Genomic DNA, 23628 nt, shown 5'->3' with positions numbered 1-23628 from the left:
TCCTCAAGCAAACTTCGATGATCTTAAAACTTAACATCAATCGTGTAATGAATCATATTTTAAACGACATTTCCATATCTTGCAATGCACTGATGGAAGAAAACATAACATGATCGTTTTTAAAAGGATTTTGTTGACTCATGTCGAACTTTTAGAGCATCCATTCATCCTATTAGAATCTAGGTGACCGATTGCTATGAAGACATTCACGAGATCTCGGATCTCCATGCTATACGTTATTTTAATCGTCCTTTTATTAGCCTTTGTGAGTGTCTCCAACTTTATCGCTTCTCGCAATGTGGAAAGGGAAAGCGATGCGATCGTGCACGATTCCATTCCGATTTCAAACACAACGAACAGCCTGCTTAAACATTTAATTAACCAAGAAACAGGTATCCGCGGTTTTGAATTATCAGGGAATGAACAATACCTGGAGCCCTATACATCTGGTAAAAAGCAGCTGGAGCTGGATCTGAACACGATCAGCAAATACGATAAAAAGTACCCCACCTTGCAGCTTATTATGGACACGCAAGCCATACCTGCCATTAATAACTTACAGAGATACTTCGACACACAATTGGAGTTGGTTCGTGCCGGTAAAACAGAAGAGGCGAAAGCTCGTATAGCGTCTGGTAAAACGATGATGGATCGCTATCGAGTAATTCACGTAAGCATCGAAAAGGCAATCGAGCAAATCACGTCAGATGCCTACGCAGCTTCCCTTAAAGCAGGTAAAATCTCTCGTATGATTACAATGGTAGGCAGTCTGATTGCCTTAATTGCAGGCGGTCTGTCCATTTTCATTTCCTATCGAGCCTATCATGCTGAAGAAGAGATTCGCAGAAGCGAGGAAACGTATCGCTATATGGCCGAAAGCTTGGAGACTCAGAATGAGGAGATTATGGCCCAGCAGGAAGAGCAGCAGATAACACTCGCGAAGCTATCCGAACGAGAAAGGGATTTGGAACTCATCTCATCCTATCAGGAGAAGCTTACAGGCTACGTGAAGCTGAAAGATTTCTTGAAACATACGCTCCCAGCACTGCTTAATTCGTTATCGCAGGATGCGGCTCTGGTCGTCATGGAACGTCACGCAGAGGACTCTTCTTCTTATGAAGTCATTCATTCCATTGGTTATCCGAAAGAACATATTAATTTGAATCAGAGAGAGCTTTTCGGACCGGCTAGGCGTGTTTTCGATGAAGGGACACCTTTTGTACATACACGAGATGTATCCGGTCATGAACAAGGTGTCCATGGGGGAATGACACGAGCTGTCGATCAATATGTCCCTCTCTTGGACGATAAACAGCAGGTCATTGGCTTCTTGCTGCTAACGAGCTATCAAAGCTCCGACTTTCAAGAAAATAACCAACGTTTGACCAAAGGTTTAGTTCGTCAGTTCGGACTCGCCTTCTATGCGCAGGTTATGAATGACGAGAGGCTCAAGCAAGCGGCCAGCTTAGCAGAGCTGAATGATCAATTAATAACGGAGAAGCAGCTCATCGAAGGGCAGCGCGATCTGATTCAAAATATTTTGGAATCCGCACATGAGGGCATGATGATGTGTGATTCGCAAGGTACTATCCTTTTCTCTAATCATCGAATGAATCGGTATTTCAATTTAAATGAACACAAAGGTGAGAACCTGGTTGATAGCAGTCACGAAATAGCTGCCGATTCTCCGAGCTTTATAGGCGTCGCTTCATCCATTGAAGCGTTAATTGATGGCTCACTGTCTCATCTCACACAACGCTTTAGTTTCGAGCATGAGGATCAGGTTCAACACGCGGAGCTATATGCGACCGTAGTCAGTGAAGATACCGAACAGCAAGGCTACTTATTCGTATTTCGTGATCGCACCGAAGAAGAACGTATCGATGAAATGAAGAATGAATTCATTAGTATTGTATCTCATGAGCTGCGGACTCCACTGGCCAGTGTACTTGGTTTTATCGAGATCCTGCTGCATCGGGAACTTTCACAAGAGAAACAAAAGAAATACATGGAAACCATTTATAAAGAAGCACATCGCTTATCGAATTTAATTAACGATTTCCTTGATTTGCAGCGGATGGAATCAGGTCGACAACTGTATCATTTCTCCCCTGTCAATCTGCTGCCTACTGTACAAGAGATCGCTGAGCAGTGGCAGGATAAGCATAGCCATCGTATTCTCATTCATCAGCAAGAAACGGAACTATGGGTGCGAGCGGATGCTGATCGTATTCGTCAAGTATTCGACAACTTGATCAGCAATGCGATTAAGTACTCACCAGGAGCAGATCACATCGATATTCACCTAACTGTCGACCAAGGTAAAATCACCGTAGCGATTCAAGATTACGGACTCGGCATCCCAGAGGAAGCCCGTAATCAAATGTTCTCCAAGTTCTTCCGTGTCGACAACTCGGACCGTCGCCAAATTGGCGGTACCGGCTTAGGTCTCGCTATTGTGAAAGAGATTGTAGAAGGACACCACGGACATATCTCCTATACATCCGAAATGGGACAAGGTACGACATTCCGAATTGAGCTTGATCTATATGAGATTTCGAACATGGATGGTCAAATTGTTATTTTCGAAGATGACGATAATCTGGCGAAGCTCATTCAAGTTGCACTGAACAAGTTGGGGCTCCCCTCCATGCAGCTTCGTTCTGCTGAGGAGGGCATTATCGCGCTTAATCGCTGTAAAGGCGAGGGACCGATTCTATTCATCGTCGATATTCATCTGGAGGGTGCCAAGACAGGTTGGGATTTCATCGCTGATTTATACCGTCATCCGGTGCACTATCAGACCCCCGTTATCGTTTCAACAGCGCTCGATCCGCCTCATGATTACCATGAAAAAGAGATTGAGAAATATCTCAAAAAGCCGTTCACAATGGAGCGTCTCGTCCAGGTGGCGAAACGCCTCCTCGATAATAAGCAAAGTAATGCTTACGTTTTCCCAGCTCAAAATAAAGAGAACCTCTCGACCACTCTACAGCGTAACGGCATCGATGTGATTGAAATGAAAGAGAGCATAGATGTAATCGAGGTCGAAATCAAAAAGCCGCAATCGGATGCTTAACGCGTCAAAGAGAGCCTTCGCGTTAGGCATTCCATGCAACTATTGTGGTATCCCCTCTCTCTCTCCTTCCAATTTGATTAGAGGGAGAGTTTTTTTATTGTAAAGACAGAGGGATTTCCATGCCCGGTAGCCAATATACTAGAGAAAATACCAATTGATGAGAAGGAAGGGTGTGACCCTCGTGGCAAAGCTTGAATCCACTTCCAATCCGATGCAAGCACGTAAAGTATGGACCCTGTTCTTCTCCTTACCGATATTCGCTTGGGCGATGTACGATTTCGCGAATACGATTTTTTCCTCCAATATCGTGACTGTGTTTTATCCCTTTTATTTAAAAGAAACGTTAGGCAAGAGCGAAGAGCTGAATCAGATCGCCAGTACTTTCATTACTTACTCCAATGCGATATCCAGCCTCTTTCTCGTGTTATTGTCTCCCTTATTCGGGGTATGGATTGACCGGACAGGTAAAAAGAAGGCTTACCTCGTCCCTTTTACGCTTATTGCTATCACGGCAACTCTCCTCATGGGCGCTTCCGCCCTTTGGCACACAGACCAGCAGTGGATGGGACTCAACACCTCCATACTAGGCGTGATTTTCTTTTTCATGGTCGCCAAATTCTTTTACAATTCCAGCTTAATTTTCTACGATTCAATGATTTCGGATCTGGGTAATGCACGTGAGATTCCCATCATTTCGGGAGTTGGCGTAGCGGTTGGTTATGTCGGCACATTAGTTGGACTTGTCGTGTTTCCATTGATCAACGGCAATCATTTTGAAAATACGTTCATCCCTAGTGCGCTTATGTTTCTGATCTTCTCTTTGCCTATCATGCTTTTTTACAAAGAGAAGCCTCAGAAGCCCGTCAGCGGGAAAAAGTCGCTTCTCAGCGGTTACCGTGAGATCTGGGCTACGTTCAAAGAAGCAAGAAAGTACCGAGCTGCCTTCTTGTTCATGATCGCCTACTTCTTCTTTAACGATGCGATTGCCACGGCGATTGCCGTGATGGCCATTTATGCGAATACCGTTATGGGCTTCACCACGGGGCAATTCATTCTTCTCTACCTCGTTTCAACGGTATCTAGTATCATCGGTTCGTTCCTTTTCGGCTATGTGGCCAGAAATATCGGTCCCAAAAGAGCGGTGACCATCGTCGCCTTCATCCTTATTATTGCCATCTCCTTAGCGGCATTTGCAACAAGTCAGAGCGTATTTTGGGTTGCCGGCAGCTTGTATGGGGTGTCTATGGGCGCTATGTGGGTCACATCCCGGACACTCATTGTTCAGCTAACGCCGGAAGAGAAACGCGGTCAATTCTTCGGATTGTTCGCCTTCTCAGGTAAAGTGTCCTCGATCGTCGGACCTGCTCTCTATGGTACGATTACCTGGGCGCTCGCGTCATCTGGCAATTTGGCTAGCCGTGTAGCCTTAGGCTCTCTCTTGATCCTAGTCGTGATTGGTCTGTTCGTTCATATGCGTGTGCCGCAGAAATTGCATTCCTCCTCTTAATTCGTGTACAATAACTTTTAATGAGAAAAACGTTTATCGACGTACATTCAAAGATGAGCGACCGCGTTAAGCGGAAATTTTTATCGCCAATAAGAAAGCGGTTTTCGGGAACCGAAAACTTATACTTTCTTATGTGGACATAGACGGAAGGTGTGAGGCGTATGAAGGGTCCTGTTGATATTAGCAACGTGGTCTTTTCCTATTTCTCATTCATGGAACACTAAAGCATTCATTGCTTTAGTGTTTTTTTATAGGTACAATCCGCTCACTGGCGCAGGTCGTACTTATGGTGAAGGTCAATGATACTGATTTTCTCATCTGGGAGGAGAGATGGATATGCGGTACAAGAGGGTCCTAATTAAACTTAGTGGCGGGGCAGTAGCTGGAGATAGTGAGTTTGGCTTCGATCCTACGCAGCTTGATCACATTGCCAATGAGATTATGACTGTTGTCAATCTTGGTGTCGAAGTGTGCATCGTGATAGGTGGAGGCAATATTTTTCGCGGAAATATGGGCGAGAGCTGGGGAATCGAGAAGGCAGAGGCTGATAATATCGGTACGCTGGCTACCGTCATCAACAGCTTGATGCTGCGCGGTGTTCTTAAAGCGAAGAGCGAAGCTGAAGTGCGCGTCATGACTGCGATTCCGGTCGCTTCGGTGGCGGAGCCTTTCATCCGACTGAGGGCCATTCATCACTTGGAAAAAGGGTACATCGTTATTTTCGCAGGAGGCAATGGACAGCCTTTCGTCACCACCGATTATCCATCGGTCCAAAGAGCCATTGAAGTCAACTGTGAAGCGATTCTCGTCGCGAAGCAGGGGGTTGACGGTGTTTTCGATAAAGATCCGAAGCACCATAAGGAAGCTCTTCAGTACAAATCACTCCACTATAACGACGTTATCCAAAATGATCTCAAGGTCATGGATCAGTCCGCCTTCATTCTGGCACGAGATTATCATATCCCCATGCATGTTTTCAACTTCGATAAGCCTGGCTCCATGAAAGAGATTTGTGAAGGTCAGAATACAGGCACGATCATCAGCGGTTCATCCGAACTTATTTTTCATTAATACCTAGTTTATCAGGGGTAAGCACCGCTTACCCCAAACCAAAGCATATTTTAAAAATGATAGGATGCCATTTCTTATGTTGAGTTAAAGCGTAATGCAGATCTTTCCGAAGTAAGAACCATTTTCGAAATATTTGAAAGCGTCAATAGCCTGTTCAAATGGGAAAACGCGATCAATCGCAGGACGAAGTTTATGATTCGTAATGGCACGGTTCATGGATTCAAACATCTCTCTGCTCCCCACATTAATAGCCTGAAGCCGCGCCCTGCGCAAAATCGCAGGCACCACTTGGAAACCTTCTACCGAGCCGCCGGAGAGAAGTCCAACGATGCTGATTCGGCCTCCAACACGAAGTGCTGTGATAGATTGATTAAGTGTCTCCGCTCCGCCCACATCAATAATATGGTCTGCACCTCGACCTTCGGTAAGCTTTAGTACCTCTTTCTCCCATTCAGGATGAACCTTGTAATTAATCCCAAAATCCGCACCCAGCTGACGGGCTTTCTCTAGCTTCTCATCGCTGCTTGACGTCACGATAACGGACGCTCCTTGAAGCTTGGCGAATTGCAGTGCAAACAAAGAAACGCCTCCTGTCCCCTGCACCACGACCGTATCACCTGCTTTGACATTCCCTTCTTCAATAATTGCATGCCACGCCGTCACTCCGGCACATGGAAATGTCGCTGCCTCCGCATCTGTCAGGTAATCCGGTACATACACGAGTCCTTGCTCAGGCAAGACCACGTATTCAGCCAGCATCCCGTCTAGGGGACTGCCAAGCGTGCTACTCCAGTTGGCCTGGGTCGCTTCACCAGAAATCCAACTTTGCGTAAAAATGCCGCTGACCCGTTGGCCAATACTGAACTTGGATGCCTGCGCACCAAGAGCAACAACCTCGCCAACAGCATCAGAAGTCAGTACCAACGGGTTCGACAGATCTGGTTGATAGAAACCGGCAATGACACCCAGATCACGGGAGTTCAGGGAAACCGCCCGAACCTTGATAAGCACCTCATTTGGCCCCGGAACCGGTATTTGACGTTCTGCCTGCTTAACATGTGTAAGACCATAACCACCTTGGATTTGAATAACTTTCATAGGGTATCTCTCCTTCACAACTCAACATAGACATATATTAGCCCATCAAATAAAATTGAGTAAGTAGGCACTTATTTGTTCACAGGGCACCAAAAGGTGCATTAGGAGGTAAATGATGTTCTTCACCGACAAAGGAAACCATCCTGACATATCCTTGAAAGTTTGCGGCTACAGCAGGATGCTTGAGATCATTTCGAGCAAATGGACAGTGCTTGTCTTCTATGCCTTGGAGAATGGCAGCGCACGATACGGAGAGATGGGAAGGCGTATTGAAGGCATTTCCAAAAAAATGCTAACCCAAACCTTGCGTCAACTGGAACGGGACGGACTTGTCATGCGCCATCTGACGCCAACCATTCCGCCTCGTGTTGACTATTCACTAACTCCGCTCGGTGAAAGTTTGTTGAAACCGATGCAGGAGTTAAAAAATTGGACGGTCGATCATTATTCCGATGTAGAACAAGCAAGAGATCGTTATGATCAGTCGGCTGCGTCTCATGATTTCGCTGAGAATGAATAACAAACGAACTTCTCTTGCTATCACTGCTCGTTAAGATACCAATCCGCCAACTTCTCGTCTGTAAAGATGAAATATATGGTTACTGACACGATTCCACATCCCCCTCGCGACTGAAATGATGAAAAAGATCGTTACAGCATGTGTACCGGCTGTAGGTTATTGCAAACTTTGCAACAATATGAATATGAATGGGCTAGATCCACTCCCAATGGAAAATGTGCTGTATCTTATACTTTCTTATTCTTTCAAGGATAAACGAATTCGTCGTCCTTCAGGGACGACCGTGTTTGTTAAGGTTGATACGAAGCTACCGTATAAACTTATACTTTCTTATCAACTATAAAAAGGATAGAGAGGCAGCCAAGGCTGCCTCTCTATCCTTTTTACTTCTTTTTTAGCTAAGTAAAAGCACGTAATAGTCATTCGCATTTTTCGTTTTAAAGCCACATGATTCGTATAAGCCTAGCGCCTTTTCGTTCTCAACAGATACTTCCAACTTTATGGCGCTAGCATGATCCCGCTGTTTTAATTCTGTTATCGTTTGGCTCAAAATACGCCGCCCATAGCCTTTACCACGATACGTCGGCACTACACAAAAGCCATAGATGAATCCACTCTCTTCTGCTTCGACCATGGCTCCGATCTTCCCAATGGGCTCTCTCTTCTCGCCAAGCTCCGCGATCCACGTCCGCTCTTTAGCACCGGTAATGGTTTGGGTGACATACTCTCTCGTGTCGCTCTCCGACATGTCGAACCCTGACATATTGAGCTTAACCAGCAGTTCCGTATCCTGCTCATCCGCCAAACGAATGGCAATACCATCATCTAAATCCAAAGCTTGCGGAGTCGCTTCTGCTTGCTCTTGAAACTCCATGACATATTCCGAAAAACTGTATGTTGCACCTAGATTCGTAAGGAAACCTTTGCCGCTTTCCGACCCACGCTCATTAATAAAAATCAGCTTTGGTACTTCTCTGCGCCGACACTCGGCTATCGCTGTTTGAACCAATTGGTCAAAAATACCTTGACGCCGCGCCTCTGGATGCACCATCCCGCTAATCTCTACTTCCGTCGACATAAAGCAATATATAGCCAAAAAGCCGACAATACGGTCATTTTGGTAAAATAAAAAGTCATTCGTCACGCCTGCTGGACGGTCCGATAGTGTGCTCCAGTTCAGTTTAATCTCGATATGGTCATGGCTATTACAAACCTCCCAAAGCTTCCGAACTTCCTCCAACTCCTGCGGTGACAGTCCTGCTCTTGGTAATATGCCTTGTTTCAAAATGTTGTCCTCCATCATTCTAGTGTTCTTACCTGATGTCATTATACATGTCTGAACTATGGCGTGGTAAGCTAATAAATAATTTTACATAAATTTTCGTGCACATTGAACGATGTATTGGAGCTGTTCGTATTATCAATGAATTCAGGCAGAGAGGATGTTCACTCACTTGGAAGAGCACGAATTAATTCGTCAGGCCATACGCGGAGACAATGCCGCTCTGTCCTTGCTGCTGCAGCAGCACTTTGCTTTTGTATACAAGTATATGTTGAAAATTACGCTGGACTCGCATATAGCTGAAGATATTACCCAAGAAACGATGATCAAGTGCATAGAGAAGATCAGGCTGTATAATGGACAATCGAAGTTTTCATCTTGGCTGATCACGATTGCCACGAACCTTTTCTTGGACCAGGTACGGCGCAAAAAGCGGGAAAAGCTCTGGCACCAGCAAGAGCAAGATCAATCGCTGCGCCGGATGCAGTGGCAAGCCGGGCAACAGAACGAGAAATGGCCTGAGGTGCTGAACGCATTAGCCGAGCTGCAGCAGGAGGCTCGCATTCCGGTAATTCTCAAGCATTACTACGGTTATACCTATGAAGAAATCGGTGACATGCTGGGGATTGCTGAGGGTACCGTCAAATCCAGAGTGCATCATGCACTCAAACAATTGCGAAAGGAGCTGGCGTAGATGGAACCGGAAGATCCAAAGAAAAGAGAAGGTTCAGAAAATGGCAAAAGCAAGGATGAGATGACGGCACAACAGCTGCAAGAAGGGCTTCAACGGCTTGATGAGCTCTTTCCGGCTTTCACACCAAGCCCCACTTGGTTCGATCAGCAAATCGTTGAAACGCAAAACAAACAGCGTTCAAAGCTCTGGAGAGACTTGCTCAAATTGTGGATAGCTGCCCTGCTGCTGCTCTCACTCTTATATGTAATGATGAATGCACAGCCTGTTGTTTTCATCATTTTTCAAATTCTCGCTGTTGTAGCGCCTTTAGTCTGGCTGTTCGTTCGCAAACAGGAGGAACACCGCTATGAATGATTCAAAATGGGATCAACTGCCCCTCTGGGCATGGATCGGCATCCCTCTTCTTCTACTCACACAAAGCACATGGCTGTTCATGGATGCACACAAACGCAGCGCGAAATACCCATGGTTTTGGGGGATCTGGGGGATCATTCAAGTGCCGACCCCCTTCATCGTCTATCTATTCGCAGTTCGTAAAATACACCGTATCTGGTCACGCAAAAAGTAATCGTACAAGGAAGTGACAAATGCCAATTCCACTTCATAAAAATAGACGACTACTACGATCTCTTACTTTGTCGATCATCGTGAGCGGCATCGCATTCGCAGCAGGGCACGCGCCTTCGTATGCTGCCGCAGGCTGGCTGTTCTGGAAGCATGGCCTCGCCGCTGCCATCGTTGCGCACATGCTCGTGCACGCAGCATGGCTGCCGCTGGATCTCTGCGTCGCTCGGCGAGCGACCGCTTAATGGGGTGCCGACAATTTCATGCCGGCACCTTTTTCATACCGTCACACGAGCATATTCATCAGGAGTCTGGCCGATAATGGACTTGAAATCCTTGATAAAATGCGACTGGTCATGATATCCGAGATCCATGGAAAGCTTGGACCAGTTATGTCTCCGGCTTAGATCCGTCGTCTCAGCTGCGTTCTGGATTCGGGCCAGCTTGATCACCCACTTGGGGCTAACTCCGACGTAGTGGTCGAACAAGCGCTGCAGCGTTCTTTTATTCACATTGAAGTAATCGCAGAGGGCATCGACTTTGGTCAGATCGGGCTTCTGATTGATATAATCGATGATCTTATTAACAAAAACGACCTGTTCATCCTGTTCGGGAAGCTTGGGCCGGATCAGTTGCTCGATATGATTGACCATATGGCAATCTTCTACCTGTGCAAAAATATTCGTCTCAAGTTGACGAGGATCTATATCAAAAACGCTCATGACACTCATAGGATTGTTCAACAAATCAGAAATCGGCTGCTTTAAAAAAGGGTAAAATCCGCCAGGCTTGAATTTGACGCCGAACACGCATCCTTGGTCTTGCAGATAATGCCCATACTTCTCTTTCCCTGGACCATAGATGGCCGTTCGACCTGGCTCAACGAGGAGATTAACGCAGGGATTCGGGATAACATGCTGCAAATAAGGATCTTGGTTGGTTAAATCCCACCTAACTATCCAGTAATGTCGTATGAAATAGGCTAGATCTTCAGACGGGGTATGTCGCGAAAGCTGGAATTTCTGCTCGCCTTGCTGCAGATTCATAATACCTAGGCTGGGCTTGGTGGCTTTGGGAATCACTTCGCTCTCTCCTTGTCGCGTTTTTACAATACATAGGTTGTTCAACCATCTATAATTAATCATATCACATACCGAAGGAGTGGAAGTATATGGAACTCAAATACGAATTTTACATTGGGGCAGGACTTAAAGAAGTGTGGGATATTCTCGTGACTCCAGAGGGGACGCGTAAGATTCTCTTTGGCAGTGTGCTTCAGTCTACTTTTGAAATTGGATCCGATTATGCTTACGTGGGACCTGGTAATGACGGTGAGGAAACCGTTCATGTATATGGTAAGATTTTAGCATACGAACCGGAAAAGCTCATAAGTTGTACCGAACATGCCGGTCCATCTTACAACCCGAATCATGCGGACTTTGAATCTAGAATGACATTCTCACTTGAGACTGTTGGGAGCTGTACGAAACTAACGCTGGTCAATGATAATTGGACACCCGACCACCCAAGCTTTGAGACTACCAAGGCAAGTTGGTGGATGATTCTGAGCAATATCAAGACACTGGCGGAGACTGGAAAGACATTGGATTTTGGTTGGTAGGGAGTAAACAGGAGCAATTCGTGGTGTTATACAGAGCACTATTACACGATATTGAGCTTCTCAACAAAAATAGGAGTCTGTAGAGACTCCTATTTTTACATTTTCAGTAGATTTAATAAAATAGAAGCCTCTAAGGACTGCTATCTATGCTAAAAAGAATGCATTTCAAAAAAACTTCCCAAATAATAGCCTTTAAGGACTCTAATCTTAATCTTTTACATTAAGTTGATGAAATAGAAGCCTTTAGAGACTTCTATCCACTTTTGATACCCCTACAGAGGCTTAAGTGCCAACATCGTTTTCCCCTCAAGCCCCTCAACCATATCATGCCAAGCCTTCGGCTTATTCGCCAAAACGGAATAATAGCGTTTCAAGAACTTCACAACGAGCCCTGCGTCTAACTCATCTTGATTCTCATCTGTCGGCAAGAAACAGAGGTCGAGTTCCTCAACCGCTTCTCCATTGTTCTCCCAAGAGGGATGAACGTATGGGAAGTCGATCCGCTTATAGCCCAGATGTGACAATACCTCACGCCGTACATAAGGATCCATCGGCTTCACGCCGCCGAAAGCATGATCTTCGATCCGATAGGGATCATAAATCTCAGCGAACATTCCCAGCATCGGCTTGCCAGATTCGGCTGCCAATACTTCTAGATCATTCCAGCGTTTCCGCGCCAGAAAGCGACCGATACCAAGCCCCGCTTGACCAATAATGGTGAAGTCCGTCATCGCCACCTCGAAGTCATCATAGTAGCGATACTCCGTTGTGCCTACGACTTTACCTTCATGAACGGCTACGAATACCCGGATACCAGGGTCCTCGAGCGGTTCTTTCCACAATGCGTATTCGAGCACCTCTTCTGGTGGAAATACCTCTTTCATCAGATCATGCATGCTCCGAAACAAGGGATTATCTATGCTTGTAATCCGTATGTACTCCATAATAAGAACTTCACTCCTTCGTCAGATTCGAAATGGATTCCGCCACTCCATCAAAAGCGCATGGTTAAGTGACTCCTCATCCTGCAAATAGTTTGGCACAACCTGCACAGGCGTCCGGCCGCAGCGCAGCAAAAAAGTAATAACCGGATCCTTCAATATCCCTGCCATGACGGCCCTCACGTAGTCATCCACGCTCATCACAGCGGCATGCTTGTGATAACCTGGCATCCGCCCGCCTCCAAGCAGCCTTCTTAAACCTAGATGCACGACCACTTCGTACATAGACTGCATCATCAACTTGCCGAGACCAAATTTGCGGTAAGCCGGCATAATACATATGTCCACTATATAGAGGGTGTCGCCATCTGGACGATGTGTTCGGATGTACCCGTCGTCCGTCAAAGATGACCAACTATGGTCAGCTGCCTGCTGCTCCTCATAGTCTACGCGAAGCCCTGTTATGGACCCAACAACCTGACCGGCCACCTCTACACAAAGCGCCCCTTCGGGAAATCGGGTGATATGCTCCGTGAGCTGCTCCTCATTCCACCACAGCTCGGATGGAAAAGGCGGAGGGAAGCTTTCCTGCTGAACGCGAATGAGCGCGTCAAAATCGCCTTTTCCATAATTGCGAATCACAGCCTCGATCGGTTTATCCCCGTCGAAGACGTATAATTTTTTAGCGTACAATTTCTCCGGCTCTGTAACTTTCTTGGCAGCTTCTAAATCCATCGTGCACTGTAAGCCCCCTTGATCTCACTTCGTTAGGACCAATCTGTGTACAAATCTGTTCTGCGGTCACGCCACGTGGTGACGGAGCCTTTTTCCCGAACGAGGTTCAGCAACTCCAGATCCAAATCAGCCGTGACAACCATGTCACCGTTGATCTCGCCTTCTACCAGTATTCCCTTTGGCGGAAAAGGCACATCGTTTGGCGTGATCACCGCAGCTTGTCCGAAGTTGCCCCTCATGAAATCAACCGTTGGCAGTGCCCCGACTGTCCCCGTCGTGACCACGTAGATTTGATTTTCAATTGTTCTAGCATGGCACGTATAACGTACCCGATGGAATCCGTGCCGGTCATCCGTACAAGATGGGGCGAACAACACATCCGCTCCGCGTGCTCTCGCCATCCGTACGATTTCCGGAAACTCCACATCATAACAGACCAGAATCGCAATGCGGCCTTTTTCCGTATCAAAAACCTGCAAGGAATCCCCAGCACCCATATTCCATTCCTTCACTTCAGTCGGAGTGATATGCAGCTTCTTCTGCTCCCCAATTCGGCCATCGGGATAAAACAAGAATGCTGTATTATACAGCTTTCCTTCCTCAGAGGTAATGTGAGTGCCACCGATCAAATGCATCCCCGTTTGCTTCGCCAACCCTTGAAAAAGCGTTCGATAAGCATCCGTATACGACGGCAATGCCTCGATGGGCAGCGCCTTACCATTTTCATCCCCTATAGACATTAACTGAGTCGTAAATAATTCAGGAAACAGCACAAATTCCGCTTCAAACTCCTGAGCCACTTTCACATAATGCCCCACCTGCGCGGCGAACTCTTCGAAACTATGTATCGTATGCAAATGATATTGCACAGCAGAAACGCGCATTTTCAACGTCCATCTCTCCTTATTTCATGAAATGAAAGAAGTGTCTGCCTCCGCTTTTACAATCGGACAAGCACTCTTCCTCTGACCTTCGCTTTCAGAACCTGCTTAGCAGCCTCCGTAACTCCATCCAGCGAAACCTCTTGATAAACAGTCTGTTCCAAGCCTTTCGGCTTCAGTTCCTTCGCAATACGATCCCATAGGGGCTTTCTAACCTCCATCGGGCAAGCAACCGAATCAATCCCTAACACATTGACACCTCGCAGGATAAAAGGAAACACCGATGCGGCGAACTCACCACCACCCGTCAATCCACTCAGGGCAACAGAACCGCCGTACTTGATCCTGCTCAGGACATGGGCTAGGGAGTCCCCCCCAACGGGATCGACGGAGCCCGCCCAGTACTCCTTATTTAGCGGCTTGCTAATAGATGGAGAAAGCTCCTCTCGCGTTAATACCCGCTTAGCCCCTAGATCGAGCAGGTACTGATGATCCGCAGACTTCCCAGTGCTTGCTTCCACCTCATAACCAAGCGCTGCAAGCATGGATACACTGCTGCTGCCCACTCCTCCAGTTGCACCACGGACAAGCACGGGTCCTTGCTCCTTGCTCAAGCCATTCTCTTCCATGCGTTGTATGGAGAGCGCCGCGGTAAATCCCGCCGTACCCAATATCATCGCCTCGCGATGGGTTAGTCCCTGCGGAAGAGGCACGACCCAGTCAGCCGGTACACGTGCATAGGTGCTAAATCCGCCGTAATGCCCTGTACCTAGCTCGTAGCTGGTGACAAGTACCTCATCTCCTTCGCGAAACCGCCGATCTGATGAAGAAACGACGGTTCCCGCCAAATCAACTCCTGGTACCATCGGGTAGGCATGCACAACGCGTCCAGTCGGGCTAAGAGCCAGAGCATCTTTATAATTAATTCCAGAATATAAAACACGGATCGTCACTTCACCTGGTGGTAAGTCCTCCAGCCGCAGATCTTTCACATTGGCGGTAAACTGCTCCTCTGATCGTTCCACTATCAAAGCCCCAAAGCTTTCCATCCTGTTTTCTCCTCCTCGATCCAAAACCAGATAACATCAACTAATTACCAACTACTTACTATTTAGTTTACTACTATCAAGCTTAGGATTCAAAAGCAAATAGCGCTTCCCATTCCACCTAAATATAAAAACCGGCATACGCCGTCCTTAGTTGAGCGTGCTTATAATGGTTGTTGCAAAGCAATCTACGCCCAAGTGACGTAATGCTGAGACATTCGCATACTTATCCGTGTGAAGTTGTACTAAGTACAACTTTAGGCAAGCTAATTCACGCTTTCCAACCGATTGTTGCACAAAATACAACATTTCTTGCCTAAAGTAGCTCTATAGCCTATAAAAAGGCTAAATTGTTGTAGAACCTACAACATTCTTAACTTGCCAAGCAGAAATCAAAGAAATTGTTGTACGCCGTACAACTTGCCTTCTTAATTCTCCAATTTTTCAAAAAACCAGGAACAAAACGCTAGAAAAGCATAGTTACTTCCGAATGATCATGCATATCCACAATCTCAATAGCCTAGCAAAAATCTGTAGCTAACTATCCTAAATAAGGTAAGCTTAGTCGCCTTACCCCTAACCCAAAACCAGAAATTCTTATATGCTGACAAAAAAACTCCCCGATCACAGTGACCGGAGAGTTCCAACTACAATTACAACTGTGCAAAGCCCGCAGCCGCCAAAAACCGTCCAAAAGCCGCTTGCCCGGCTTCATCACGTTTGAACACGCCTGCATCCAGCAGCACGTCCATGAACTTGCTGCCGACTTCCGACTGCAGCACCGCATTCGCTCCGTCCTGCGGCAGCTCAGCGCCATGCTTCGCAAGCATCGCTTCAATCCATTCCGCATGCTTATGCAGCGGATGGCTGGCCTCTTCACGGATCTCGCGGCCGAATGCGGCTTCGCCGGTGAGGAGCTTGGCGATATCCGCCAGCTCCTCTTGCAGGCGGCCTGGCAGCACCGCCAGCCCCATAACCTCAATCAAGCCGATGTTCTCCTTCTTGATGTGGTGCAAGTGCTGGTGCGGATGGAAAATCCCATCCGGATGCTCTTCACTGGTGCGGTTGTTGCGCAGCACCAGATCAAGCTCATACTCGCCCCGTGCATTGTTGCGGGCGATCGGGGTGATCGTGTTATGCGGGACCCGCTGTCCGTCCTTCTCGCTGAAGGCGAGGACGTCCGCTTCCGCATCACTGTATGCGCGCCAGTCTTCGAGCAGCTTGCTCGCAAGCATATAAATCTGCTGCTTGTTGTGCCCGCTCAGGCGAAGCACCGACATCGGCCACTTGACGATGGCGGCTTTCACACCGGCAAACTCAGCATGTGAGAATGCCTTCTCACTTGGTGCTTTTTCCATCGGAAATTTATGGCGTCCGCCTTGGAAATGGTCGTGGTTCAGAATAGAACCACCTACGATCGGCAGGTCCGCATTCGACCCGATGAAATAATGAGGAAACTGATCGATGAAATCCAGCAAACGGTAGAACGTGTGCGCCGTCGTTTTCATCGGGATGTGTTTCTCATGGAAGATGATGCTGTGCTCGTTGTAGTACACGTACGGTGAGTACTGGAAGTACCATTTCTCGCCATCCAATTCCAACGGAATAACACGCAGATTTTGCCTCGCCGGGTGATTCACACGGCCTGCGTACCCTAAGTTGTCAGCGCATAGCAGACATAAGGGATAACTGCTTTGCGGCAGCGTTTTGAGCAGGGCAATTTCCTTCGGATCTTTCTCCGGTTTGGAAAGGTTGATCGTGATTTCGAGATCGCCATACGTTGTTTCGGCCAACCAGTAGGCATTTTTCTGAATGCGATCCATCCGAATATAGTTGGAATCGATGGATTGCTTGTAGAAGTAATCCGTCGCCGCCTCAACGCTCGTTGTTTTGGCAGTGTTCCAAAATTGATGCACGACCTCGGATGGACGAGGCATTAGGAGCCCCATAATCCGTGCGTCCAGCAAATCACGGTACGTTGTCGTATTCTCTTCCAAGAGGCCTGCCTCAAAAGCTGCATCGAGCAGTTCTTCTAGCAAGGCAACCGGACTGCTCAATTTCTCTATCGGCACTTCGCCTTGATAAGGTTCAGCCAGACCGAATAAATCTAGCAAAGCATTGCGTGAAATATATACATCAAGGTGCTCAATCAGCCCATTTTGCATAGCGAACTGAAGGAGCCTTTCTATGGTCAATGCGGCATGCTGCGATGCTTTAACTGTCCGTTCCATGTGCCACGTTCCTTTCTACAAAACAAGCTTCTGTTCAGCTCCGTTCTGCACGGTCTTCCCTACTCTACTCTTCGTACCCGTTCGGATGATTTTGGTGCCAGTTCCACGCGCTCTCGATAATGGATTCCAAGGAATCACGTGTTGGTTTCCAACCAAGCTCAGCTCTTGCACGCTCAGAGGAGGCAATTAACGTTGCTGGATCACCGGCTCTACGCGGTTCGATGACGGCAGGAATCGCATGTCCGGTCACTTTACGGGCGATTTCGATGACTTCTTTGACCGAGAATCCTGTGCCATTGCCTAGGTTGTAAATATTGCTTTCTGCTCCGCCACGCAGCTTCTCAACCGCAAGAACATGGGCGCTTGCCAAATCGCTAACATGAATGTAGTCGCGAACACACGAACCATCTTCTGTTGCATAGTCTTCTCCGAAGATGGAAATATGCGGCCTTTGACCAAGAGCCACTTGAAGAATGATAGGAATCAGATGCGTCTCTGGGCTATGATCCTCCCCAATTTTGCCTCCAGCATGAGCCCCAGCTGCATTAAAATAACGAAGCGATACATATTTGATGCCATGCGCGATGTCGAACCATTTCATCATTTTTTCCATAGCCAGCTTCGTCTCGCCATACGTATTCGTCGGCAAAGTGCGATCGCTTTCTAGGATGGGAATATTTTCAGGCTCACCATACGTGGCAGCCGTAGAGGAGAAGACAATTTTCTTCACGCCGTATTGCGTCATTTTCTCAAGCAAGCAAAGCGTTCCGTACACGTTATTGTGATAGTATTTCGCAGGATTGGTCATGCTCTCGCCAACTAACGAATTCGCTGCAAAATGGATGATAGCATCAATACTGTTCTCAGTGAAAACCGTATCCAGAAACTCGCCATCGCGCAAATCACCTACGTACAGCTTGCCCCCAAGCACAGCGTTTCTGTGCCCTTGCTGCAAATTATCAACGACAACGACTTCTTCACCTTTGGCAACCAGCTCTGCTACCGCATGAGATCCGATATAGCCTGCTCCGCCCGTTACTAGAATGGCCATTTATAACGCCTCCCCGACTTGTTCGACACCATTACCGATATTACAAACGTAGAAGCTTGGTGTCAGGCCTGTTTTTTCCGTATATTCTTTACCCACTTGATCGATAAACGTCTGTACACTGTCCTCATGAACTAAAGAAACCGTGCATCCGCCGAAACCTGCGCCAGTCATACGTGCCCCAAGTACACCCGGAACCTTCAGTGCTGCCGCAACCATCGTATCCAGCTCTACCCCTGTTACTTCATAAAGATCGCGAAGCGAGTCATGGGACCCGATCATCAGCTTACCGAAAGATTCCAGGTCGTTCGCTTCCAGCACCTCTATGGATTTCAGTACACGGTCAATTTCTTCAATAACATGCTGCGCTCGTTGGCGGATGGTTTCGTCTGGAATTAGATGTTTGAATTCGTTAAATTGCGCAAGGTTCAGTTGACCAAGCAAAGTGATCGAAGGAAACTGCTTTTGCAAATAGGTCACAGCCTGCTCACATTGGCTTCTTCTCTCATTGTATGCGGAGTCTATCAGACCTCTGCGTTTGTTCGTATTCCCTATAACCAGCTTGTAGCTGCCGCTTTGAAAAGGCACATGGCGATACTCAAGCGTGTCGCACATGAGCAGAATGGCATGATCTTTTTTGCCATTGGCTACCGCGAATTGATCCATGATGCCACTGTTGACGCCAACGAATTGGTTCTCTGTTTTTTGAGCGAGCAATGCGATTTTCACGGTATCAATCGGATACTTTTCAAGTGTTAATAAGCCAAAAGCTGTAACGACTTCAATGGAAGCCGAGGACGAAAGTCCGGCACCATTCGGGATTTCACCGTGGAACAAAAGATCGTAGCCCTGCGTAACAGGGAAACCTTCTTTTGCCAAGTGTACGAAAATCCCTTTCGGATAATTGATCCAGTCATCCTCTTCTTGATAGGACAAGTCATCTATGGAAATTTGTTTGCGAAGTGCCAGGTTTGTCGATGCAAATCCAATTACACGATCTTGTCTTGGACGAATGATCAACGTTGTTCCGAACGTTAGCGCTGCCGGGAAAACATAACCGCCATTGTAATCCGTGTGCTCACCGATCAAATTCACCCGACCTGGAGCATGAAAAGCTGAAATTGCCGTTGTAGAATTCCCGTAAATTTCAATAAACGTGTTTTTTAGAGCTTGCAAATCTGCCATTCTGGCACCGCCTTTAGTGGTTTTAGAAGTGATTTCGCTCGTCATCTGAGGATGATGGAGTCGTTATGCTTGGTATCTTTGTAACTTCAGTATACGAGAAGAACGTGTAATTAGCTATGGAGGCATGTTATTTCCACATGGAAAAATGTGATCTCAGGCTCACTACTTTTTCATAAGATTTATGATAAAGTGATGGTATATGAAGATGCTTCGATCGGAGATGAGGAGTAGGCATGCCAAAGTCAGAGAGCTATTACGTTGTTTCGAATCCACTACCTTCCCAAGAGAGTGAATTAACCGTGCTGTTTGCGGGTGAGAGCCAGACGAAGCCTGAGCATCGGTTAGGCCCCAAAGTATACGACTACTATCTGATCCACTATGTGATATCGGGTAAAGGGGTGTTCTCCTCTCAAGGCGAAGAGTACGAGCTTGGCACCGGGGACAGCTTCGTCATTGAGCCTGAACAGCTCATAAGCTATGTCTCCGATGAGACCGATCCGTGGCACTATTGCTGGATCGCTTTTACAGGTACGCAGGCCGCGGCGTTAGTTGCTTCAACAGGAGTTATTCCCTTGCAGCCCATTATTCATACCAAACGCAACCGCCACATCCCTGTCCTTTTTCGCCATATTCAGCAAGCTCTAAGATCCAAAAAGGCAAACGCACAACTGAAATCCATCGGATACCTGCACTTGTTACTCGGTGAATACTGTGAAACATTATCAGCTTCCACATTAGCCGGCGTGGTCACGGAAGCCGAGAGTGATCGCATCGTGCAGCAAGCGATTCACTACCTTTCCACCCAATACGCCGAGCCAATCACTATTGAGCTGATGGCCGAGAGTTTGGGCTACAACCGCGCGTATTTATCGCGCATGTTCAAGCGCCATACCAAGGTAACACCCGTAACATTTCTTCTGAAACTGCGTGTGGATAAAGCTCGCCTGCTGCTTCGAGAACGGCTGGAGCTTACCATCGAACAGATTGCATCATCCGTAGGTTTCTATGATCCGCTTTACTTCTCTAAACAATTCCGACGTTGGTACGGCGTCTCGCCAAGCGAGTATCGGAATCATATCAAATCGCTTTAATTTTAAGGTCGCAGCTGTCCCTGCTGATGACTCCATAACCTCAAACTTAAATCTACTCATGTCGATCATAAAAGTTTATTCGGAATGAGAGAGCAACATTTCGAATGTCACCCTGTGATAAAACTATTTATGAAAACATTGAAGGAGATGAGGATATGAGCAAGCTGACAGGTAAAATTGCTTTAGTAACGGGTGCAGGCCGGGGGATTGGACGAGGGATTGCACGGCGTCTAGCGCAGGATGGAGCCATTGTCGCCATCCATTACAGAATGAATCATAACGCCGCAGAAGAAGTGGTTCGTGAGATTCAACGTAAAGGCGGCTCCGCCTTTACACTCGGTGCGGACTTGAATGCCGTAAACGGCGTTCGTGATTTGTATGTGGGCTTGGACGAAGCCCTCGAGAAGCACACTGGTGGTAATCAGTTTGATATTCTTGTTAATAACGCCGGAATCGGGCAGGGTGGAACCATCGAGGAGACGACAGAACAATCTTTTGATGAAGTCATGGGCATCCATGTCAAAGCACCGCTTTTTCTTATCCAACAAGCATTGCCGCGTCTGAGAAACGAAGGCCGCATTATCAATATTTCTTCGGCTGTTACCCGTTTGGCTTTCCCTAATCTTCTGGGCTACAGCATTTCGAAAGGTGCGCTCAACACACTAACCTTCGTCTTAGCTCAGCATCTCGGGAATCGCAGCATTACGGTGAACGCCATCCTGCCTGGTATCATCGATACCGATATGAATGCTGCAACATTGCAGGATCCAAACGGGCAGAAATTCGCTACCGGTCTCTCCCCTTTTAACAGATGGGGACAACCGGAAGATGTGGCCGATGTTGCGGCCTTTCTCGCCTCTTCAGACAGCCGCTGGATAACAGGGCAATTGATTGATGCAAGCGGCGGATCTCATCTATAAATAAACAAAGCACCTCACCGATAGTCGGATGAGGTGCTTTACTCCCTATTTTATTTCAACTTGAAGCGGTTGATTTGATCCTGTAGATCGACCGTCAACATGCTAAGCGATTCGGAGGAGGAGTTGATCTCTACCATCGATTGCAGCTGCCCACTTGCCGACTTGGCAATGGCCTGCAGTTCATCCATAGCCTGCTTTACGATACTGACTGTCTCCTGAGAAGAAGCGGCCACCTCTTCGGTTCCCGCTGATATTTCTTCTGATGCGGCCGATACTTCTTGGATTTGGTCATTTACATGCCCAATAGAGGCCAGAATCGATTGGAATACTTGCCCAGCCGCTTGAACGAGAGCCGAACCTTTTTCAACCTCTGATAGTCCGCCCCGCATCGAGCTTGATGCTTCTTTCGTAGCACTAATCGTTTCACCGATAATGGAGGAAATGTTCACGGTCGCGCTACTTGTTTGCTCCGCCAACTTCTTAACCTCGCTAGCGACGACGGCGAAGCCTCTGCCATGTTCGCCCGCCCTTGCCGCTTCAATGGAAGCGTTCAAGGCAAGCAGGTTGGTTTGTGTAGCAATTTCGGAAATAAAGCTAACAATCTGGCGAATTTGCTCGGATTTCTCCTCTAAGCCGTGCACGAGTTCGGCAGTATGTTCTACGGTATGACTGACCTGTCGCATTTGGGTAATTGCTTGTTGAATTTCCCCGTTTCCACGACCGACTTCTTGAACGACACTTTGTGCTGTTTCCGAGACATTCGTGGATGATTCGGCAATTTTCTGCACGCCCGATGACATTTCACCCATTGCGGTCGAAATTTGTTCGGATGCCTGATAGTTCGCTTCGGAACCCTGCACGACCTGTTGGACAGCTACGGTGATATGTTCGGAAGCTTTCGTCGATTCACTCGCTATGGCAGTGAGCTGCTCGGAAGATGCGGCGGTGTGCGAAACAGCTTCTGATATTTTGCAAATCATCTCGGAAAAAGAATCGAGCATCGCATTGATGTTCTTGCTCATCGAGGCGATTTCATCATCTCCATGGGTTTTCAATCGACCAGATAGATCACCTTGCCCTACTCGCTGCATGAGGGATGAAATCGTCGTGATTGGGCGAATCATCATCCGCGAGACGAGCATAGCTATTACAATAACAAGCAGCGCAGCAACAGCCAGCATGATGGCTGAATTTTTCTTTAATTGATTTACTTTTTGGAATACTTCCGAATGTTCGGCGGTCAAAATAAGCTTCCAACCCGTGGCATCAATGGTTTGATGAGCAGCTGATTTCAGTGTGCCATCTGGCTCTTTGTATAGGATATACCCGCTCTTATCCTTGAATACCGTATTTTTGTAAAGATCCATCTTCTCTGCCGTGGATGATTCCGCCAATTTTTGTCCCATTTTCTTCGAGTGAACGAGATATGTACCGCTTGGTGAGAGCAGGTAGCCGTAGCCTGTTTCGCCGAATTTGATGCGATTGATGATGGACAGCATTTGTTCAGGAAAGAGGAAAGATTGCACGATGCCGCGGAAATCGCCTTTGCCGTCCACGAGGGGAACATCGATGATGATAATGTTTTTGCCGCTGCTTTCCTCCTTTATGATTTCGGACACCGATACTTTCTTATCAACGGCAGCTTTCTTAAAATTATCAAATTTGCTTGCGTCCAACTTATCGCCAGCTGTGTCAATGGACACCCCCTGCGGGTCAATATATGCAAAACGATACACTTCCGGATCGCTCTCGGCCATAATTTTCAGAACGGGTAAGATCGCGTTTGACTTACCGTCAATAAAATCTGGATGGGCTTTAACAACAGATTGCATAGAAGCAATTTTGCCATTCAGCCAGGCATTGATCTCGCTCGTACTAAGCTCCGCAATATGCATTTGCTGATCTTTGGTGTCCGACTCAACAAGAGAAGAGGATTGAGAGGTAAGAATAAGTAGAGAGACCAAAAGAGGGATCAGTGAGACGGCCAGCAGCAGCAGCGTCAATTTCACCTTGAGCGACTTGGCTCCTAACAAGGTTCGTAAAACAGACATTTGTGACATTCATCCTTCCGCTGTCATATGTAATAGATTATGAAAAATATCGAGTGGATTGGG

21 protein-coding genes are annotated in these 23628 nt (G+C 47.2%); 10 read left to right on the top strand and 11 right to left on the bottom strand.

All coding sequences use genetic code 11. The features are described 5' to 3' along the window. Window positions 1-196 precede the first annotated feature (196 nt). From QFZ80_RS35210 to pyrH, 3 genes are all read left to right on the top strand, one after another. On the top strand, window positions 197-3079 hold the full coding sequence (locus tag QFZ80_RS35210; protein WP_307563333.1) for an ATP-binding protein: 2883 nt from the start codon (window positions 197-199) through the stop codon (window positions 3077-3079). A 211-nt stretch (window positions 3080-3290) separates the two neighbouring features. After that, the gene (locus tag QFZ80_RS35205) at window positions 3291-4586 is read left to right on the top strand and encodes an MFS transporter (RefSeq protein ID WP_307564316.1); all 1296 of its coding nucleotides are present in this window, start codon (window positions 3291-3293) and stop codon (window positions 4584-4586) included. A 336-nt stretch (window positions 4587-4922) separates the two neighbouring features. Beyond that, window positions 4923-5657, top strand: a complete 735-nt coding sequence (gene pyrH / locus QFZ80_RS35200; RefSeq protein ID WP_307550607.1) for a UMP kinase — start codon at window positions 4923-4925, stop codon at window positions 5655-5657. An 84-nt stretch (window positions 5658-5741) separates the two neighbouring features. Here the strand turns inward: pyrH and QFZ80_RS35195 are convergent, their stop codons facing one another. Then, entirely contained in the window at window positions 5742-6755 is a 1014-nt protein-coding gene (locus QFZ80_RS35195) for a zinc-dependent alcohol dehydrogenase family protein (protein ID WP_307550609.1), read from the bottom strand. A 112-nt stretch (window positions 6756-6867) separates the two neighbouring features. Here QFZ80_RS35195 and QFZ80_RS35190 point away from each other — a divergent pair, with 112 nt between their 5' ends. Then, window positions 6868-7275 (top strand): winged helix-turn-helix transcriptional regulator, encoded by a 408-nt coding sequence (locus QFZ80_RS35190; RefSeq protein ID WP_307550610.1) that lies wholly within the window; start codon window positions 6868-6870, stop codon window positions 7273-7275. 394 nt (window positions 7276-7669) lie between these two features. Here the strand turns inward: QFZ80_RS35190 and QFZ80_RS35185 are convergent, their stop codons facing one another. Then, window positions 7670-8560 carry a GNAT family N-acetyltransferase gene (locus QFZ80_RS35185; protein ID WP_307563330.1) on the bottom strand — a complete coding sequence of 297 codons (891 nt, stop codon included), beginning with the start codon at window positions 8558-8560 and terminating at the stop codon, window positions 7670-7672. Between the two features lie 169 nt (window positions 8561-8729). Here QFZ80_RS35185 and sigY point away from each other — a divergent pair, with 169 nt between their 5' ends. Genes sigY through QFZ80_RS35170 form a run of 3 tightly spaced genes read left to right on the top strand, consistent with a single transcriptional unit; the run spans window position 8730 to window position 9819 of the window. Beyond that, on the top strand, window positions 8730-9251 hold the full coding sequence (gene sigY, locus QFZ80_RS35180; protein ID WP_307550613.1) for an RNA polymerase sigma factor SigY: 522 nt from the start codon (window positions 8730-8732) through the stop codon (window positions 9249-9251). After that, window positions 9252-9605 (top strand): YxlC family protein, encoded by a 354-nt coding sequence (locus tag QFZ80_RS35175; protein WP_307563328.1) that lies wholly within the window; start codon window positions 9252-9254, stop codon window positions 9603-9605. Then, entirely contained in the window at window positions 9598-9819 is a 222-nt protein-coding gene (locus QFZ80_RS35170; protein ID WP_307563327.1) for a sigmaY antisigma factor component, read from the top strand. Before QFZ80_RS35175 ends, QFZ80_RS35170 begins: the two co-directional genes overlap by 8 nt. Before the next feature lie 274 nt (window positions 9820-10093). Here the strand turns inward: QFZ80_RS35170 and QFZ80_RS35165 are convergent, their stop codons facing one another. Then, the gene (locus QFZ80_RS35165) at window positions 10094-10897 is read right to left on the bottom strand and encodes a helix-turn-helix transcriptional regulator (protein WP_307550621.1); all 804 of its coding nucleotides are present in this window, start codon (window positions 10895-10897) and stop codon (window positions 10094-10096) included. A gap of 89 nt (window positions 10898-10986) precedes the next feature. Here QFZ80_RS35165 and QFZ80_RS35160 point away from each other — a divergent pair, with 89 nt between their 5' ends. Continuing rightward, window positions 10987-11436 (top strand): SRPBCC domain-containing protein, encoded by a 450-nt coding sequence (locus QFZ80_RS35160; protein ID WP_307550623.1) that lies wholly within the window; start codon window positions 10987-10989, stop codon window positions 11434-11436. Window positions 11437-11708: 272 nt separating this feature from the next. Here the strand turns inward: QFZ80_RS35160 and QFZ80_RS35155 are convergent, their stop codons facing one another. The 7 genes from QFZ80_RS35155 to QFZ80_RS35125 all read right to left on the bottom strand — a co-directional run bounded on the left by QFZ80_RS35155 (window position 11709) and on the right by QFZ80_RS35125 (window position 19503). Continuing rightward, window positions 11709-12380 (bottom strand): GNAT family N-acetyltransferase, encoded by a 672-nt coding sequence (locus QFZ80_RS35155; protein WP_307563325.1) that lies wholly within the window; start codon window positions 12378-12380, stop codon window positions 11709-11711. A gap of 21 nt (window positions 12381-12401) precedes the next feature. Then, window positions 12402-13112 carry a GNAT family N-acetyltransferase gene (locus tag QFZ80_RS35150; protein WP_307563323.1) on the bottom strand — a complete coding sequence of 237 codons (711 nt, stop codon included), beginning with the start codon at window positions 13110-13112 and terminating at the stop codon, window positions 12402-12404. Between the two features lie 32 nt (window positions 13113-13144). Then, the gene (locus tag QFZ80_RS35145) at window positions 13145-14002 is read right to left on the bottom strand and encodes a carbon-nitrogen hydrolase family protein (protein WP_307563321.1); all 858 of its coding nucleotides are present in this window, start codon (window positions 14000-14002) and stop codon (window positions 13145-13147) included. 50 nt (window positions 14003-14052) lie between these two features. Then, window positions 14053-15042 carry an acrylyl-CoA reductase family protein gene (locus QFZ80_RS35140; protein WP_307563319.1) on the bottom strand — a complete coding sequence of 330 codons (990 nt, stop codon included), beginning with the start codon at window positions 15040-15042 and terminating at the stop codon, window positions 14053-14055. Window positions 15043-15692: 650 nt separating this feature from the next. Beyond that, complete coding sequence (locus QFZ80_RS35135; RefSeq protein WP_307563317.1) at window positions 15693-17270, bottom strand: UDP-glucose--hexose-1-phosphate uridylyltransferase; 1578 nt, start codon at window positions 17268-17270, stop codon at window positions 15693-15695. 64 nt (window positions 17271-17334) lie between these two features. After that, complete coding sequence (galE, locus tag QFZ80_RS35130) at window positions 17335-18321, bottom strand: UDP-glucose 4-epimerase GalE (RefSeq protein WP_307550634.1); 987 nt, start codon at window positions 18319-18321, stop codon at window positions 17335-17337. Beyond that, complete coding sequence (locus tag QFZ80_RS35125) at window positions 18322-19503, bottom strand: galactokinase (protein WP_307563315.1); 1182 nt, start codon at window positions 19501-19503, stop codon at window positions 18322-18324. A gap of 233 nt (window positions 19504-19736) precedes the next feature. Between QFZ80_RS35125 and QFZ80_RS35120 the strand changes: the two genes are divergently transcribed. Together QFZ80_RS35120 and QFZ80_RS35115 are read left to right on the top strand one after the other, a co-directional pair. Beyond that, complete coding sequence (locus QFZ80_RS35120; protein WP_307563313.1) at window positions 19737-20594, top strand: AraC family transcriptional regulator; 858 nt, start codon at window positions 19737-19739, stop codon at window positions 20592-20594. A gap of 155 nt (window positions 20595-20749) precedes the next feature. Then, window positions 20750-21514, top strand: a complete 765-nt coding sequence (locus tag QFZ80_RS35115; RefSeq protein ID WP_307550640.1) for an SDR family oxidoreductase — start codon at window positions 20750-20752, stop codon at window positions 21512-21514. A gap of 50 nt (window positions 21515-21564) precedes the next feature. Here QFZ80_RS35115 and QFZ80_RS35110 read toward each other — a convergent pair whose 3' ends face one another. Further along, complete coding sequence (locus tag QFZ80_RS35110; RefSeq protein ID WP_307563311.1) at window positions 21565-23565, bottom strand: methyl-accepting chemotaxis protein; 2001 nt, start codon at window positions 23563-23565, stop codon at window positions 21565-21567. Window positions 23566-23628 lie beyond the last annotated feature (63 nt).

This window comes from Paenibacillus sp. V4I7, assembly GCF_030817275.1.
Taxonomy (GTDB): Bacteria; Bacillota; Bacilli; order Paenibacillales; family NBRC-103111; genus Paenibacillus_E.
Note: the sequence above shows the minus strand (reverse complement) of the source record. Positions and strands in the feature narration are given on the sequence as shown.

Coding starts and splice junctions, on each gene's coding strand:
- QFZ80_RS35210 (WP_307563333.1), top strand. CDS start 197: ATGAAGACATTCACGAGATCTCGGATCTCCATGCTATACGTTATTTTA.
- QFZ80_RS35205 (WP_307564316.1), top strand. CDS start 3,291: ATGCAAGCACGTAAAGTATGGACCCTGTTCTTCTCCTTACCGATATTC.
- pyrH (WP_307550607.1), top strand. CDS start 4,923: ATGCGGTACAAGAGGGTCCTAATTAAACTTAGTGGCGGGGCAGTAGCT.
- QFZ80_RS35195 (WP_307550609.1), bottom strand. CDS start 6,755: ATGAAAGTTATTCAAATCCAAGGTGGTTATGGTCTTACACATGTTAAG.
- QFZ80_RS35190 (WP_307550610.1), top strand. CDS start 6,868: ATGATGTTCTTCACCGACAAAGGAAACCATCCTGACATATCCTTGAAA.
- QFZ80_RS35175 (WP_307563328.1), top strand. CDS start 9,252: ATGGAACCGGAAGATCCAAAGAAAAGAGAAGGTTCAGAAAATGGCAAA.
- QFZ80_RS35170 (WP_307563327.1), top strand. CDS start 9,598: ATGAATGATTCAAAATGGGATCAACTGCCCCTCTGGGCATGGATCGGC.
- QFZ80_RS35160 (WP_307550623.1), top strand. CDS start 10,987: ATGGAACTCAAATACGAATTTTACATTGGGGCAGGACTTAAAGAAGTG.
- QFZ80_RS35155 (WP_307563325.1), bottom strand. CDS start 12,380: ATGGAGTACATACGGATTACAAGCATAGATAATCCCTTGTTTCGGAGC.
- QFZ80_RS35150 (WP_307563323.1), bottom strand. CDS start 13,112: ATGGATTTAGAAGCTGCCAAGAAAGTTACAGAGCCGGAGAAATTGTAC.
- QFZ80_RS35140 (WP_307563319.1), bottom strand. CDS start 15,042: ATGGAAAGCTTTGGGGCTTTGATAGTGGAACGATCAGAGGAGCAGTTT.
- QFZ80_RS35135 (WP_307563317.1), bottom strand. CDS start 17,270: ATGGAACGGACAGTTAAAGCATCGCAGCATGCCGCATTGACCATAGAA.
- galE (WP_307550634.1), bottom strand. CDS start 18,321: ATGGCCATTCTAGTAACGGGCGGAGCAGGCTATATCGGATCTCATGCG.
- QFZ80_RS35125 (WP_307563315.1), bottom strand. CDS start 19,503: ATGGCAGATTTGCAAGCTCTAAAAAACACGTTTATTGAAATTTACGGG.
- QFZ80_RS35120 (WP_307563313.1), top strand. CDS start 19,737: ATGCCAAAGTCAGAGAGCTATTACGTTGTTTCGAATCCACTACCTTCC.
- QFZ80_RS35115 (WP_307550640.1), top strand. CDS start 20,750: ATGAGCAAGCTGACAGGTAAAATTGCTTTAGTAACGGGTGCAGGCCGG.
- QFZ80_RS35110 (WP_307563311.1), bottom strand. CDS start 23,565: ATGTCTGTTTTACGAACCTTGTTAGGAGCCAAGTCGCTCAAGGTGAAA.